Raw genomic sequence first — 14,537 nt, 5'->3', positions numbered from 1 at the left:
TGAACGCCGGCGGCAAGAAGGCGGTGCTGTGGGGCACCGCGCTGGACAACCTCGCGAGCTGGAAGATGGTCACGCCGGAGGCGACCTGGCTCGAGGTCGTGCGGCTGGACCACAACCTGGGCAAGATCCACGACGTCGAGGTCGCCAGCTTCGAGCTGCGCCACTACGACGCCAGCGGCAGGACGTTGCAGCGCACCGAGCGCCTGGACATCCCCGGGCGCGTGTTCCGCAAGCAAGGGCTGGGCAAGGACGTCACCGACAAGTTCCTCGCCGGGCTGCCCGGCATCCAGAAGGAGGGCTGCGACGGCCTGATCACCAGCGCACGCTGGGTCGTGCACCGCATGCCGGCGCACGTGCGCAGCGTGTGCCTCGAGTTCTTCGGCAACGCGAAGCTGGCGGTGCCGAGCATCGTCGAGATCAAGAACCTGATGTTCGCCGAGGCGAAGAAGCCGAACGGGGCGATCCTGGCCGGCCTCGAGCACCTCGACGACCGCTACCTCAAGGCCGTGGGCTACGCCACCAAGAGCAAGCGCGGCGGCCTGCCGAAGATGGTGCTGCTCGGCGACATCGTCGGCGACGACGAGGCGGCGGTGGCGCGCGCGGCCAGCGAGGTCGTGCGCATCGCCAACAGCCGCGCCGGCGAGGGTTTCGTCGCCGTCAGCGCCGACGCGCGCAAGAAGTTCTGGCTCGACCGCAAGCGCACCGCGGCGATCGCGCGGCACACCAACGCGTTCAAGATCAACGAGGACGTGGTGATCCCGCTCGAGCGCATGGGCGAGTACACCAACGGCATCGAGCGCATCAACATCGAGCTGAGCCTGCGCAACAAGCTGCAGCTCGCCGAGCGGCTCGAGGCGTTCTTCGAACGCGGCTCGCTGCCGCTGGGGCGCAGCGACGACGCCGGCGAGATCCCCGGCGCTGAACTGCTCGAGGACCGCGTGCAGCAGGCGCTGCAGCGGCTGCGCGAGGTCAAGTCGCTGTGGCAGCGGTGGCTCGAGGGACTCGACGTGCCGCGCCCCGGCGCGCGCAGCTTCTTCGAGGACCTGCAGGACGGCACGCTGCGCGCGTCGTGGAAGACGCAGATCCGCGGCGCGCTGCGCGAGATCTTCTCCGGTGCCGCGTTCAAGCCGGTGCTCGACGAGTGCGAGCGCATCCACGCCGAGGTGCTGCGCGCTCGCGTGTGGGTCGCGCTGCACATGCACGCCGGCGACGGCAACGTGCACACCAACATCCCGGTCAACAGCGACAACTACGAGATGCTGCAGGCCGCGCACGAGGCGGTGGCGCGCATCATGGCGCTGGCGCGCAGCCTCGGCGGGGTGATCAGCGGCGAGCACGGCATCGGCATCACCAAGCTCGAGTTCCTCACCGACGACGAGATCGCCGCGTTCGCCGACTACAAGCAGCGCGTCGACCCGCAGGGCCGCTTCAACAAGGGCAAGCTGCTGCGCGACGTCTCGGGGCTGGGCGACGACGTGCGCGCCGCCGACCTGCGACACGCCTACACGCCCAGCTTCGGGCTGATGGGGCATGAGTCGCTGATCATGCAGCAGTCGGACATCGGCGCGATCAGCGACAGCGTCAAGGACTGCCTGCGCTGCGGCAAGTGCAAGCCGGTGTGTGCGACGCACGTGCCGCGCGCGAACCTGCTGTACAGCCCGCGCAACAAGATCCTCGCCACCTCGCTGCTGATCGAGGCGTTCCTCTACGAGGAGCAGACGCGCCGGGGCGTCAGCGTCGCGCACTGGGCCGAGTTCGAGGACGTGGCCGACCACTGCACCGTGTGCCACAAGTGCCTCAAGCCGTGCCCGGTGAACATCGACTTCGGCGACGTGTCGATGAACATGCGCAACCTGCTGCGCAAGATGGGGCGCAAGAGCTGGCGCCCCGGCAACGCGGCGGCGATGTTCTTCCTCAACGCGACGAGCCCGGGCACGATCAAGCTGATGCGCAGCGCGATGGTCGACGTGGGGTTCCGCGCGCAGCGCGTGGCCAACGACCTGCTGAAGAAGGTCGCGCGCCGCCAGACCGTCGCGCCGCCGGCCAGCGTCGGCGCCGCGCCGGTGCGCGAGCAGGTGATCCACTTCGTCAACAAGAAGCTGCCCGGCGGGCTGCCCAAGCGTACCGCGCGCGCGCTGCTCGACATCGAGGACCGGCACTACGTGCCGGTGATCCGCGACCCGCAGCGCACCAGCGTCGACACCGAGGCCGTCTTCTACTTCCCGGGCTGCGGCTCGGAGCGGCTGTTCAGCCAGGTCGGGCTGGCCACGCAGGCGATGCTCTGGCACGCCGGCGTGCAGACCGTGCTGCCGCCCGGCTACCTGTGCTGCGGCTATCCGCAGCGCGGCTCGGGCCAGTACGACAAGGCGGAGAAGATCATCACCGACAACCGCGTGCTGTTCCACCGCGTGGCCAACACGCTGAACTACCTCGACATCAAGACCGTGTTGGTCAGCTGCGGCACCTGCCACGACCAGCTGCAGGGCTACCAGTTCGAGGACATCTTCCCCGGCTGCCGCATCGTCGACATTCACGAGTACCTGCTGGACAAGGGCATCGTGCTGCCGCGCCCCGGCGCCTTCCTGTACCACGAACCGTGCCACAACCCGATGAAGCTCGGCGACCCGATGGCCACCGTGCGCGCACTGGTGGGCGACCGGGTGGTCAAGAGCGAGCGCTGCTGCGGCGAGAGCGGCACGCTGGGCGTCACGCGGCCCGACATCGCGACGCAGGTGCGCTTCCGCAAGGAGCAGGAGATCCGCCGCGGCGAGGCGGCGCTGCGCGCCCAGGGCCACCAGGGCGACGTGAAGATCCTCACCTCGTGCCCGAGCTGCCTGCAGGGCCTCAAGCGCTACGAGGACGACCTGGACAGCGGCCTGCTCGAGGCCGACTACATCGTCGTCGAGATGGCGCGCCAGATCCTCGGCGAGAACTGGCTGCCCGACTACGTCGCGCGCGCCAACGCCGGCGGCATCGAACGCGTGCTGGTGTGAGCCGATGAAGGTCGACGGCTGCGAGCTGTGCGCACACGACGGCGGGCGGCTGATCCACCGCGACGGCGACTGGCGCGTGGTCGGCGTCGACGACGCGGCGTTCCCGGCGTTCTACCGCGTGGTCTGCAACGCGCATGTCGCCGAGTTCAGCGACCTCGACCCCGCCGGGCGCGACCGCTGCATCGTGCTCGTCGACACCGTCGAGCGCACGCTGCGCGAACGCCTGCGTCCGACCAAGATCAACCTCGCGTCGCTGGGCAACGTCACGCCGCACCTGCACTGGCACGTGATCGCCCGCTTCGACTGGGACAGCCACTTCCCGCAGCCGGTGTGGGGCGCGGCGCAGCGCGCGGCCGACGCGGCCGCGCTGGCGCGCGTGGCCGCCGCGCTGCCCGAGCTCGACCAGCGCCTGGCCGAGCGGCTGCGCTATGCTTGACTCGACTTCGACTTCGCCTCAGGAACCTCGCCATGGCCGGCCTTGACCGCAACACCCCGAAACCGACCGAGGTCACCGTGCACCAGCAGTCGCGCGCGCTCGAGATCGCGTTCGACGACGGCGCGCGCTTTCGCATCCCGTTCGAGCTGATGCGCGTGTACTCGCCCTCGGCCGAGGTGCAGGGCCACGGGCCGGGGCAGGAGGTGCTGCAGACCGGCAAGCGCGACGTCGAGATCGTCGGCGTCGAGCCGGTGGGGCACTACGCGATCCAGCCCACCTTCTCCGACGGCCACTCGTCGGGCATCTTCTCGTGGGAGTACCTGTACCACCTCGGCGCGAGGCAGGGCGAACTGTGGCAGCGCTACGAGCAGCGCCTGTGCGACGCCGGCATCGACCGCGACGCGCCGATGGTCGAGAAGGCCGGCGGCGGCTGCGGGCATCACTGAGCGCCGTGGCGCGATGAGCCAGACCCACTTCGGCTTCGAGACCGTCGACGAGCGCGAGAAGGCGCGCCGCGTGCGTGGCGTGTTCGACTCGGTGGCGCCGAAGTACGACCTGATGAACGACCTGATGTCGCTCGGGCTGCACCGCGCGTGGAAGGCGTACGCGGTCGCGGTGGCCGACGTGCGCCCAGGGCAGCAGGTGCTCGACATCGCCGGCGGCACCGGCGACCTCGCGCGCGCCTTCGCGCGCAAGGCCGGCCGCGACGGCTGCGTCGTGCACACCGACATCAACCTCGCGATGCTGACCACCGGTCGCGACCGCCTGCTCGACGAGGGCCTGGCGCTGCCCACCGTGGCATGCGACGCCGAGCGGCTGCCGTTTCGCGACGGTCGCTTCGACCTCGTCAGCGTCGCCTTCGGCCTGCGCAACATGACCCGCAAGGAGCAGGCGCTGGCCGAGATGGGGCGCGTGCTCAAGCCGGGTGGACGGCTGCTGGTGCTCGAGTTCTCCAGGGTCGCCAAGCCGATGGAGAAGGCGTACGACTGGTACTCGTTCAACGTGCTGCCGCGGTTGGGCCGCTGGGTGGCCGGCGACGCCGACAGCTACCGCTACCTCGCCGAGTCGATCCGCATGCACCCCGACCAGGCGACGCTGAAGGCGATGATGAAGTCCGCCGGCTTCGGCCACGTCGACGTGCACAACCTGACCGGCGGCGTCGTCGCGCTGCACGTCGGCATCAAGTGCTGAACCGGCGCCGCGGCTGCGCCGCCGTGCCGGGCGAGGCGCCCTGGATGAACCCGAGGCCCGCCGCAGCGATGCGCCGCGCCGCGGCGTCTGCAGCACTGGTGGCGCTGTCGGTCGCGTCGTCGATCGGGTTGGTGGCCTGCGGCGACCCGGGCAAGCGCGACCGCGCCATGCAGGCCGCGGCGCGCGTCAACGGCGAGACGATCACGCTGCCGCAGATCCAGCAGGTGTTGCAGCAGCGCGCGGTGCCGGGCGAGCAGGCCGACGCCGCAGCCAAGGTCGTGCTCGAGCGGCTGATCCACCAGTCGCTGGCGGTGCAGCGCGCGCAGCAACTCGACCTCGACCGCGACCCGAAGGTGCAACTGCAGCTCGACCTGGCGCGGCGCGAGGTGCTCGCGCGCGCCTACCTCGAGCGCGTCGGTGCCGCCGCCGCCGCGCCGGACGCCGACGCGGTGCGCCGCTACTACGACGAGCACCCGGCGCTGTTCGCGAAGCGGCGCATCTTCCAGTTGCAGGAGATCGCGATCGAGGCGCGCCCCGAGCAGGTCGACGCACTGCGCGCGCGGCTGGGCGAGGGCGGTGGCGTCGATGCGTTCGCCGACTGGCTGCGCGCCAATGGCTACCGCTTCGCCGCGGTGCAGGCGGTGCGCGCGGCCGAGCAGCTGCCGCCGGCGCGCCTGGCCGCGCTGGCCGCGCTGCGCGACGGGCAGGCGCTGTTCACCGCCGCGCCGAACGGGGTGCTGGTGGCGATCGTCGCCGGCTCGCGCGAACAGCCGGTGACGCTCGAGCAGGCGCGAGCGGCCATCGAGCAGCGCCTGCTCGCCGAGCGCCGCCGTGCGCTGGTGCGCGACGACCTGGGCGCGCTGCGGCGCGAGGCCAGGGTCGAGTACGTCGGCCGCTTCGCGGAGTCGCCGCCGCCGGCGATCGACCCGGCGGCCAGCGATGCGGCGAGTGACGCTTCCGAGCCGGTGCGCTGACGCCGCGACGTGCCCGGCGCGCCCGGCGTGCGCCTACCGGCGCCCGTAGGTGTCCTCGAAGCGCACGATGTCGTCCTCGCCGAGGTAGCTGCCCGACTGCACCTCGATGATCTCGAGCGGCACCTTGCCCGGGTTGGCCAGCCGGTGCACCTCGCCGAGCGGGATGTAGGTGCTCTGGTTCTCGGCGAGCAGGATCTTCTTGTCGCCGACCGTGACCTCGGCGGTGCCGCTGACGACGATCCAGTGCTCGGCGCGGTGGTGGTGCATCTGCAGGCTCAGCGACGCGCCGGGCTTGACCATGATGCGCTTGACCTGGAAGCGCGCGCCGTCGTCGACGCTGTCGTACCAGCCCCAGGGGCGGTGCACCTTGCGGTGCAGCGCGTGCTCGCCGCGCTGCTCCTGGCCCAGGCGCTCGACGACCTTCTTCACGTCCTGGCTCTTCGCTCGGCTGGCCACCAGCACCGCGTCGGCGGTCTCGACGACCACCGCGTCGTCGATGCCGATCACGCTGACGAGCCGGCTCGACGCGTGCACCAGCGTGTTGCGGCAGTCGGCGACGATCGCGTCGCCGACGGCGGCGTTGCCGGCGCCGTCCTTCGGCAGCACCTGCCACACGGCGTCCCAGGCGCCGAGGTCGTTCCAGCCGGCTTCGAGCGCGACCATGCGGATGCCGATGTCGCTGCCCGGGCAGCGTTCCATCACCGCGTAGTCGACCGACTCGGCGGGCACCGCGGCGAACTCGGCCGCACCCGGTCGCACGAAGAGCGCGTCGCCGCGTCGCGCGTCCCACGCGGCGCGCGTCGCGGCGGCGATGTCCGGGCGGAAGCGCTCGAGCGCCGCCAGCCAGGTGCTGGCGCGCAGCACGAACATGCCGGCGTTCCAGTAGTAGCCGCCTTCGGCGAGGTAGCGGCGCGCGGTGTCGGCGTCGGGCTTCTCGACGAACGCGGTCACCGCCGGCGCGTCGCCGGCGTCGGGCGACGCGGCGCGGATGTAGCCGTAGCCGGTCTCCGGGCGCACCGGCGGCACGCCGAGGATCGCGATCTCGCCGTGCGCCGCGATGCGCGCCGCATCGCGCAGTGCGCGCGTGAACGCCGCCTCGTCGGCCACCGTCTGGTCGGCCGGCGTCACGGCGAGCACCGGGTCGCGGCCGTCGTCCATCGCCTGCAGCGCGGCCAGCGTGAGCGCCGGCGCGGTGTTGCGCCCGGCCGGCTCGAGCAGCACCGCCGCCGGTTCGAGCCGCTGCTCGCGCAACTGGTCGAGCACGAGGAAGCGGTGCTCCTCGTTGCCGACCACCATCGGTGCGCCGACGGCGACGCCTTCGCCGGCCAGCGCGGCCAGCCGGCGCGCGGCCTGCTGGAACAGGCTCTCGTTGCCGGCGAGCACGAGGAACTGCTTCGGGTAGCCGGCGCGCGACAGCGGCCACAGCCGCGTGCCGGAGCCGCCGGCCATGATCACGGGTTGCACGTCAACGGGGTTCATCGCGGTATCGGGGCCTTTGGAGAAAACGCCCGGCCGCCCAGGGTCTTTGCGACCCAGGCGCGGCGCGGCCCGGGTGCAGCCCGGCGCCGCGGGCGGTCAGGCGGGGGTGGCATAGCCGTCGGGGTTGCGCTGCTGCCAGCGCCAGCTGTCGGCGCACATGCGCGCCAGGTCGTGCCGGGCGCGCCAGCCGAGCAGCTGCTGCGCGCGCGTCGGGTCGGCCCAGCAGGCGGCGACGTCGCCGGCGCGGCGTGCCACCACGTCGTAGGGGATCGCCCGTGCGCTGGCCTGCGCGTAGGCGCGCACCACCTCGAGCACGCTGTGGCCGCGGCCGGTGCCGAGGTTGACGGTGAACGAGCCCGGCGCGTCGAGCAGCCGGTGCAGCGCGGCGACATGGCCTTCGGCGAGGTCGACGACGTGGATGTAGTCGCGCACGCCGGTGCCGTCGGGCGTCGGGTAGTCGGCGCCGAAGACCTGCAGCTTCGCGCGCCGGCCCACCGCCACCTGCGCCACGTAGGGCATCAGGTTGTTCGGGGTGTCGCGCGGGTCCTCGCCGATCAGCCCCGAATCGTGCGCGCCGACCGGGTTGAAGTAGCGCAGGCAGGCGGTCTGCCAACCGGGGTCGGCGACGCCGAGGTCGGCCAGCAGCTGCTCGCCGACCAGCTTGGTGCGCCCGTACGGGTTGGTCGCCGACAGCGCGAAGTCCTCGCGGATCGGCAGCGTCGCCGCCTCGCCGTAGACGGTGGCGCTGGAGCTGAACACGAAGCGCTTCACGCCGTGGCGCTGCATCGCCTGGCACACCGTGACCAGCCCGCCGACGTTGTTCGCGTAGTACGCCAGCGGCTTGGCCACCGATTCGCCGACCGCCTTGTACGCGGCGAAGTGCACGACCGCGTCGAAGCGGTGGCGGCCGAACAGGTCCTCCATCGCCGCGGCATCGCACACGCTGGCACGCTCGAACTCCGGGCGCTCGCCGGCCAGGCGCCGCAGCCGCTCGAGCACCTCGGGCGAGCTGTTGCTGAAGTCGTCGACGCCGACCACGTCGAAGCCGGCCGCGTGCAGCGCGAGCCAGGTGTGCGACGCGATGTAGCCGGTCGCGCCGGTGAGCAGCACGCGGGCGGACGGGGGGGCGGGCGGCATGGCGCGCATTGTCCACGCGTGCGGCGCGTGCCCTGCGCAGCCGCGGCGTGCAGCACCGCACACGCGGCGCGGCCGTGCACGGGGGCTGCCTACAATCCGCGCATGCTGCAAGCCCTCGCGTCGCTGGTCGCCCCGGCCATGATGGAACGACTGACGCTGGTGACGAACCACGTGCTGGCGGCCGAACCGGCGGCCACGCAGCGGCTGGCCGTGCACCGCGGCCGGCGGCTGCAGGTCGAGCTCGCCGGCTGGCCGGCGCTGCTGCCCCCGCCGCCGCGGCTGGCGTTTCGTGTCACGCCGGCGGGCCTGCTCGAGTGGAGCGCCGACGACGACGCCGCGACGGCCGACCTGCACGTGCGCGTCGACGCCGCGAACCCGGCGCTGCTGGCCGCGCGCGTGATGGCCGGCGACACCCCCGCCGTCGAGATCGCAGGCGACTCGGCGCTGGCCACCGACGTGCACTGGCTGATCGACAACGTGCGCTGGGACGTCGAGGCCGACCTCGAGCGGCTGTTCGGCGCGCGCGTCGCGCGCGAGATCGCCCGCGCCGGCTCGGCGCTGGCGCGCGCGCTGCGCGCGGCGCTCAAGGCCGGCGCCGAGGTGACCACGCGGCTGCGCCCCGGCGGCGCCGGGCGCGGCGGCCCATGAGGCAGCTCGCGCGGCTGGTCGTCATCGTCTTCACCGTCCTGCGCTTCGGGCTGGACGACATCGCGCTGTCGGGATTCCGCCAGCGCTGGGTGCGCGCGCTGGCGCGGGTCATGACCATCGGCCGGCGCCTCGACGAGCCGCGCGGCGTGCGGCTGCGCCGTGCGCTCGAGCGGCTCGGCCCGATCTTCGTCAAGTTCGGCCAGGTGCTGAGCACGCGGCGCGACCTGCTGCCGCCGGACATCGCCGACGAGCTGGCCAAGCTGCAGGACCGCGTGCCGCCGTTCCCCGGCCAGCAGGCGCGCACGCTGGTCGAGCGCGCGTTCGCGTGGCCGATCGACGCCGTGTTCGCGCGCTTCGACGCCGAGCCGGTGGCCAGCGCGTCGATCGCGCAGGTGCACTTCGCGCAGCTGCGCGACGGCCGCGAGGTCGCGGTGAAGGTGCTGCGCCCGGGCATGCTCGGCGCGATCGAGAGCGACCTCGCGCTGCTGCACCGGCTGGCGCGCTGGGTCGAGCGCGTGTCGGTCGACGGGCGGCGCCTGAAACCGCGCGAGGTGGTCGCCGAGTTCGACGGCTACCTGCACGACGAGCTCGACCTGGTGCGCGAGGCGGCCAACGCCGCGCAGCTGCGGCGCAACATGCAGGGGCTGAACCTGGTGCTGATCCCGGAGATGATCTGGGAGCTGTGCACCTCGGGCGTGATCGTGATGGAGCGCATGGACGGCATCCCGATCAGCCAGGTGCAGCGGCTGCGCGACGCCGGGGTCGACATCCGCAAGCTGGCGCGCGACGGCGTGACGATCTTCTTCACCCAGGTGTTCCGCGACGGCTTCTTCCACGCCGACATGCACCCGGGCAACATCCAGGTCTCGGTCGCGCCGGCCACCTTCGGGCGCTACATCGCTCTGGACTTCGGCATCGTCGGCACGCTCACCGACGTCGACAAGGACTACCTGGCGCAGAACTTCATCGCCTTCTTCCGCCGCGACTACAAGCGCGTCGCCGAGCTGCACGTCGAGAGCGGATGGGTGCCGCCGGCCACCCGCGTCGACGCGCTCGAGGCCGCGGTGCGGGCGGTGTGCGAGCCGCACTTCGACCGCCCGCTGAAGGACATCTCGCTCGGCCAGGTGCTGATGCGGCTGTTCCAGACCTCGCGGCGCTTCAACGTCGAGATCCAGCCGCAGCTGGTGCTGCTGCAGAAGACGCTGCTCAACATCGAGGGGCTGGGGCGCGAGCTCGACCCCGAACTCGACCTGTGGAGCACCGCCAAGCCGTTCCTCGAGCGCTGGATGAACGAGCAGGTCGGCTGGCGCGGCTTCGTCGCGCGGCTCGAGAACGAGGCGCCGCGCTACGCCCAGCTGCTGCCCGAGCTGCCGCGGCTGGTGCACCGCACGCTGCACGAACGCCGCGCCGACCCGGCTCCGCTGCTGCGCACGCTGATCGCCGAGCAGCGGCGCACCCGGCGCCTGGTGCAGGCGCTGGCGCTGGCCTTTGCCGGCTTCGTCGTCGGCGGGGTGCTGGCGCAGCTGTGGCTGCACTGGCCGCGCGGCTGAGCCGGTGCCGGCGCGCCCCGGGGCTTGAAAGCCTCGCGATGGGCCCCGAACTGTAGAATTTGCAGTTTTGCGCGGGGTGGTCGCGGGGGCGGGTGTGCCGGCCGCGTGCCGTCGCGCCGTGCCGTGCGCCGCGTCCGCCGGCCTCACGTTCAGGAGCTCGACCATGCCGATCTACGCCTACCGTTGCGCGTCCTGCGGCCACGCGAAGGACGTGCTGCAGAAACTGTCCGACCCGGTGCTCAGCACTTGCCCGGCGTGCGGTGCCGAGGCCTTCGCCAAGCAGGTCACGGCGGCCGGGTTCCAGCTCAAGGGCTCGGGCTGGTACGCGACCGACTTCCGCGGCAACGGCGGCGGAGCCAAGCCGGCCGACGGCGCGCCGGCGCCGGCCGTCGGCGACGCCAAGCCCGCGGCCAGCGACAGCGCGCCGAGCGCGGCGAGCGCCGCGGCCGGCGGCTGCGGCGCGTCTTGCGGCTGCGCCTGAGCGCGACCGCGCCGGCCCGCCCCCCGCCCACGTCCGAAGGCCGCAGGTGAAAAAGATCCTCATCGCCGGCCTGCTGGTGTGGCTGCCGCTGACCATCACGGTGTACGTGCTGCTGTCGCTGATCGGCCTGATGGACGGCGTGTTCGGCTGGCTGCTGTCGGCCGCCGCCGCGGTGGCGCCGCTCAGCGCGCAGTCGGGCATCGAGCGGCTGCGCGACTGGCCGGGGCTGGGCGTGCTGGTGATGCTGCTGGTGCTGCTGGCCACCGGCGTGTTCGCGACCAACTACTTCGGCCAGTGGTGGCTGCGCCAGTGGGACCGGCTGGTCGGCAAGATCCCGATCGTCAAGTCGATCTACAACTCGGTCAAGCAGGTCTCGGACACGCTGTTCTCGAGCAACGCCAACGCGTTCCGCGAGGCGGTGCTGGTGCAGTACCCGCGCGCCGGCGCGTGGACGATCGCCTTCGTCACCGGCCGCCCCGGCGGCGAGGTCGCCGAACACCTGCAGGGCGACTGGCTGAGCATCTACGTGCCGACCACGCCGAACCCGACCTCGGGCTTCTTCCTGATGCTGCCGCGCGCCGACGTGATCGAGCTCGAGATGAGCGTCGACGCAGCGCTGAAGTACATCATCTCGATGGGCGTCGTCGTGCCCACCGCGGCGGCCGCGGCGCCGCGGCTGCCGGTGGCGCGAGATCCGGTCGGCTGAGCGCGCGGCGCAGCGCTCGGCCCGCGCCCGCCCGCCGGCCCCAGCCGCCACCCCTTCCGCACGGCGCCGCGGCGCCCACCAAGCACATCGACACGGAGCGATCGACCCCATGAGAACCACCTACTGCGGCCTCGTCAGCGAGGCGCTGATGGACCAGACCGTGACGCTGATGGGCTGGGCGCACCGACGCCGCGACCACGGCGGCGTGATCTTCATCGACCTGCGCGACCGCGAGGGCGTCGTGCAGGTGGTGTGCGACCCGGACCGCGCGCAGACCTTCGCCACCGCCGAGGACGTGCGCGGCGAGTACTGCCTGAAGGTCGTCGGCCGCGTGCGCTCGCGCCCGGCGGGCACCGAGAACGCGAACCTGGTCAGCGGCAGGGTCGAGGTGCTGGCGCACGAGCTCGAGGTGCTCAACCCCAGCGTCACGCCGCCGTTCCAGCTCGACGACGAGAACCTGTCGGAGACCGTGCGGCTGACGCACCGCGTGCTCGACCTGCGCCGCCCGCACATGCAGAAGAACCTGATGCTGCGCCACCGCGTCGCGATGGAGGTGCGCAAGTTCCTCGACGCGAACGGCTTCGTCGACGTCGAGACGCCGATGCTGACCAAGAGCACGCCCGAGGGCGCGCGCGACTACCTGGTGCCCAGCCGCGTGCATGACGGTCACTTCTTCGCGCTGCCGCAGTCGCCGCAGCTGTTCAAGCAGCTGCTGATGGTGGCCGGCTACGACCGCTACTACCAGATCACCAAGTGCTTCCGCGACGAGGACCTGCGCGCCGACCGCCAGCCCGAGTTCACGCAGATCGACATCGAGACCTCGTTCCTGACCGAGGACGAGATCCGCACGATGTTCGAGGGCATGATCCGCAGCACCTTCGAGCACGCGATCGGCGTCGCGCTGCCCGCGTTCCCGGTGATGAAGTACGCCGACGCGATGCACCGCTTCGGCAGCGACAAGCCCGACCTGCGCGTGCAGCTCGAGTTCACCGAGCTGACCGACGTGATGGCCGACGTCGACTTCAAGGTGTTCAGCGGGCCGGCGACGACGCCGGGCGGGCGTGTCGTCGCCCTGCGCGTGCCCGGCGGCGGCGAGATGAGCCGCGGCGAGATCGACGCCTACACCGAGTTCGTCAAGATCTACGGCGCGAAGGGCCTCGCGTGGATCAAGGTCAACGACCTCGCGAAGGGCCGCGAGGGGCTGCAGAGCCCGATCGTGAAGAACCTGCACGAGCGCGCGATCGCCGCGATCCTCGAGCGCAGCGGCGCGGCCGGCGGCGACCTGCTGTTCTTCGGCGCCGACAAGGCGAAGGTCGTCAACGACGCGATCGGCGCGCTGCGGCTGAAGATCGGCCACAGCGAGTTCGGCCGCGCACGCGGCCTCGTGCAGGGTGACTGGGCGCCGCTGTGGGTGGTCGACTTCCCGATGTTCGAGTACGACGAGGAGGCGCAGCGCTGGAGCGCGATGCACCACCCGTTCACGAGCCCGAAGGACGGCCACGAGGACTGGCTCGAGACCGACCCCGGCCGCTGCCTCGCGAAGGCCTACGACGTGGTGCTCAACGGCATCGAACTCGGCGGCGGCTCGGTGCGGATCCACCGCGAGGAGGTGCAGAGCAAGGTGTTCCGCGCGCTGAAGATCGACGCCGACGAGGCGCGGGCGAAGTTCGGCTTCCTGCTCGACGCGCTGCAGTACGGCGCGCCGCCGCACGGCGGCATCGCGATCGGCCTGGACCGCTTCGTGATGCTGATGACGCGCGCCGAGTCGATCCGCGACGTGATCGCGTTCCCGAAGACGCAGCGCGCGCAGTGCCTGCTCACCGGCGCCCCCGGACCGGTCGACGAGAAGCAGTTGCGCGAGCTGCACATCCGGCTGCGCAACCCGCACAAGGGCTGACCCGCCTGGCTTGATGCGCATCAAGCCAGGCCCGGTGCGCCGCCGGCATGCTGCGCCATGCCTGCCGCGCGCACCCCGGTGACCACCTGGCTGGCGGCGGTGCGGCCGGGTTTCCTGGTGATCACGCTGGCCAGCGCGATGCTCGGCGTGGTCGTCGCCTGGTCGTGCGGCTGCGGCCGCGACCTGCCGGCGGCGGCCGCGACGGTGCTGCTGGCGCTGCTCGCGCACGCCGCGGTGAACCTGTACAACGACTATGGCGACGCGGTCGGTGGGTCGGACGCGGTCAACCACGCTCGCATCGCGCCGTTCACCGGCGGCTCGCGCCTGGTGCAGGACGGCGTGCTCGGCGCCGCGCAGATGCGCGAGGCGGCGCAGATGCTGGCCATCGTCGTGGTCGGCGGCGGGGTGTGGCTGGCCGCGCGTGCGGGCCCCGGGCTGCTGGCCGTCGGCATCGCCGGGCTGGCGCTGGGCTGGGCCTATTCGAGCCCGCGCGTTGCGCTGATGGCGCGCGGATGGGGCGAGGTGGCGGTGGCCGCCGGCTGGTGGCTGGTCGTCGTCGGCGCCGACTTCGTGCAGCGCCAGCGTTTCGACGCGATCCCGGCGGTCGCCGCGGTCAGCCCGGCGCTGCTGGTCGCCGCGGTGCTGTGGGTCGCCGAGTTCCCCGACGCCGAGGCCGACGCGCGTGTCGGCAAGCGCACCCTGGTGGTGCGCCTCGGCCCGGACGCGGCGGCCTGGACGTACGTCGCGCTGGTCGCCGCGGCGCATCTTTGGGCGTGGGCCTGGTGGCGCGCGCTGTGGCTGCCGACGCAAGCCGGCTGGGCGCTCGCGTCGGCGCTGCCGGCTGCCGGTGCGTCGGCGTGGCTGCTCGCGCACCGGCGCACGCCGTCGCGGCTGCGCCCGGCGATCGTGCTGACGCTGGTCGCCGCGGTGCTGCACCCGCTGCTGCTCGGCGCGGCCTTCGTCGCGGTCGCGGCGCTGCGCTGACCGCTCGACCGCACGCGGCCAAAATGGCGTGATGAACGCGAACCCGCTGCACAGCGATGCG

13 protein-coding genes are annotated in these 14,537 nt (G+C 72.4%); 11 read left to right on the top strand and 2 right to left on the bottom strand.

Annotated elements, in window-relative coordinates; translation table 11 throughout:
• The 5 genes from PKC53_RS03870 to PKC53_RS03850 all read left to right on the top strand — a co-directional run.
• The coding region (locus PKC53_RS03870; RefSeq protein WP_324426506.1) for an FAD-binding oxidoreductase at positions 1-2,993 on the top strand (2,993 nt) is incomplete at its 5' end.
• Between the two features lie 4 nt (positions 2,994-2,997).
• Entirely contained in the window at positions 2,998-3,429 is a 432-nt protein-coding gene (locus tag PKC53_RS03865; RefSeq protein ID WP_324426504.1) for an HIT family protein, read from the top strand.
• A gap of 32 nt (positions 3,430-3,461) precedes the next feature.
• A complete protein-coding gene (locus tag PKC53_RS03860) occupies positions 3,462-3,875 on the top strand; it encodes a DUF971 domain-containing protein (protein WP_324426502.1) in 414 nt (137 codons plus the stop codon).
• A 13-nt stretch (positions 3,876-3,888) separates the two neighbouring features.
• Positions 3,889-4,620, top strand: a complete 732-nt coding sequence (ubiE, locus tag PKC53_RS03855) for a bifunctional demethylmenaquinone methyltransferase/2-methoxy-6-polyprenyl-1,4-benzoquinol methylase UbiE (protein ID WP_324426500.1) — start codon at positions 3,889-3,891, stop codon at positions 4,618-4,620.
• 44 nt (positions 4,621-4,664) lie between these two features.
• Positions 4,665-5,594: an EpsD family peptidyl-prolyl cis-trans isomerase gene (locus PKC53_RS03850; RefSeq protein WP_324426498.1), complete on the top strand. Its 930-nt coding sequence runs from the start codon at positions 4,665-4,667 to the stop codon at positions 5,592-5,594.
• A gap of 33 nt (positions 5,595-5,627) precedes the next feature.
• Here PKC53_RS03850 and PKC53_RS03845 read toward each other — a convergent pair whose 3' ends face one another.
• Together PKC53_RS03845 and galE are read right to left on the bottom strand one after the other, a co-directional pair.
• Positions 5,628-7,073: a mannose-1-phosphate guanylyltransferase/mannose-6-phosphate isomerase gene (locus PKC53_RS03845; protein WP_324426495.1), complete on the bottom strand. Its 1,446-nt coding sequence runs from the start codon at positions 7,071-7,073 to the stop codon at positions 5,628-5,630.
• Positions 7,074-7,169: 96 nt separating this feature from the next.
• Positions 7,170-8,210 carry a UDP-glucose 4-epimerase GalE gene (gene galE, locus PKC53_RS03840; protein ID WP_324426493.1) on the bottom strand — a complete coding sequence of 347 codons (1,041 nt, stop codon included), beginning with the start codon at positions 8,208-8,210 and terminating at the stop codon, positions 7,170-7,172.
• Positions 8,211-8,312: 102 nt separating this feature from the next.
• On the opposite strand from galE, the gene PKC53_RS03835 reads away from it, so the two are divergent.
• The 6 genes from PKC53_RS03835 to PKC53_RS03810 all read left to right on the top strand — a co-directional run bounded on the left by PKC53_RS03835 (position 8,313) and on the right by PKC53_RS03810 (position 14,476).
• Positions 8,313-8,858 (top strand): hypothetical protein, encoded by a 546-nt coding sequence (locus tag PKC53_RS03835; protein ID WP_324426491.1) that lies wholly within the window; start codon positions 8,313-8,315, stop codon positions 8,856-8,858.
• Positions 8,855-10,408 carry a ubiquinone biosynthesis regulatory protein kinase UbiB gene (gene ubiB / locus PKC53_RS03830; protein ID WP_324426489.1) on the top strand — a complete coding sequence of 518 codons (1,554 nt, stop codon included), beginning with the start codon at positions 8,855-8,857 and terminating at the stop codon, positions 10,406-10,408. The genes PKC53_RS03835 and ubiB overlap by 4 nt, the downstream gene beginning before the upstream one ends.
• 163 nt (positions 10,409-10,571) lie before the next feature.
• Positions 10,572-10,889 carry an FmdB family zinc ribbon protein gene (locus PKC53_RS03825; protein WP_324426487.1) on the top strand — a complete coding sequence of 106 codons (318 nt, stop codon included), beginning with the start codon at positions 10,572-10,574 and terminating at the stop codon, positions 10,887-10,889.
• A 46-nt stretch (positions 10,890-10,935) separates the two neighbouring features.
• Positions 10,936-11,595, top strand: coding sequence for a DUF502 domain-containing protein (locus PKC53_RS03820; protein ID WP_324426485.1), 660 nt, complete (start codon positions 10,936-10,938; stop codon positions 11,593-11,595).
• A 109-nt stretch (positions 11,596-11,704) separates the two neighbouring features.
• A complete protein-coding gene (aspS, locus tag PKC53_RS03815; protein ID WP_324426483.1) occupies positions 11,705-13,492 on the top strand; it encodes an aspartate--tRNA ligase in 1,788 nt (595 codons plus the stop codon).
• 57 nt (positions 13,493-13,549) lie between these two features.
• Entirely contained in the window at positions 13,550-14,476 is a 927-nt protein-coding gene (locus tag PKC53_RS03810) for a prenyltransferase (RefSeq protein WP_324426481.1), read from the top strand.
• The last annotated feature ends 61 nt before the right edge of the window (positions 14,477-14,537 follow it).

The sequence above is a fragment of the Azohydromonas sp. genome, from assembly GCF_035325925.1.
In the GTDB taxonomy this organism is placed as follows: Bacteria; Pseudomonadota; Gammaproteobacteria; order Burkholderiales; family Burkholderiaceae_C; genus Calidifontimicrobium.
This window is presented reverse-complemented; position numbering and strand designations above follow the sequence as displayed.

Coding starts and splice junctions, on each gene's coding strand:
- PKC53_RS03845 (WP_324426495.1), bottom strand. CDS start 7,073: ATGAACCCCGTTGACGTGCAACCCGTGATCATGGCCGGCGGCTCCGGC.
- galE (WP_324426493.1), bottom strand. CDS start 8,210: ATGCCGCCCGCCCCCCCGTCCGCCCGCGTGCTGCTCACCGGCGCGACC.
- PKC53_RS03835 (WP_324426491.1), top strand. CDS start 8,313: ATGCTGCAAGCCCTCGCGTCGCTGGTCGCCCCGGCCATGATGGAACGA.
- PKC53_RS03860 (WP_324426502.1), top strand. CDS start 3,462: ATGGCCGGCCTTGACCGCAACACCCCGAAACCGACCGAGGTCACCGTG.
- ubiB (WP_324426489.1), top strand. CDS start 8,855: ATGAGGCAGCTCGCGCGGCTGGTCGTCATCGTCTTCACCGTCCTGCGC.
- aspS (WP_324426483.1), top strand. CDS start 11,705: ATGAGAACCACCTACTGCGGCCTCGTCAGCGAGGCGCTGATGGACCAG.
- PKC53_RS03850 (WP_324426498.1), top strand. CDS start 4,665: ATGAACCCGAGGCCCGCCGCAGCGATGCGCCGCGCCGCGGCGTCTGCA.
- PKC53_RS03865 (WP_324426504.1), top strand. CDS start 2,998: ATGAAGGTCGACGGCTGCGAGCTGTGCGCACACGACGGCGGGCGGCTG.
- PKC53_RS03810 (WP_324426481.1), top strand. CDS start 13,550: ATGCCTGCCGCGCGCACCCCGGTGACCACCTGGCTGGCGGCGGTGCGG.
- PKC53_RS03825 (WP_324426487.1), top strand. CDS start 10,572: ATGCCGATCTACGCCTACCGTTGCGCGTCCTGCGGCCACGCGAAGGAC.
- ubiE (WP_324426500.1), top strand. CDS start 3,889: ATGAGCCAGACCCACTTCGGCTTCGAGACCGTCGACGAGCGCGAGAAG.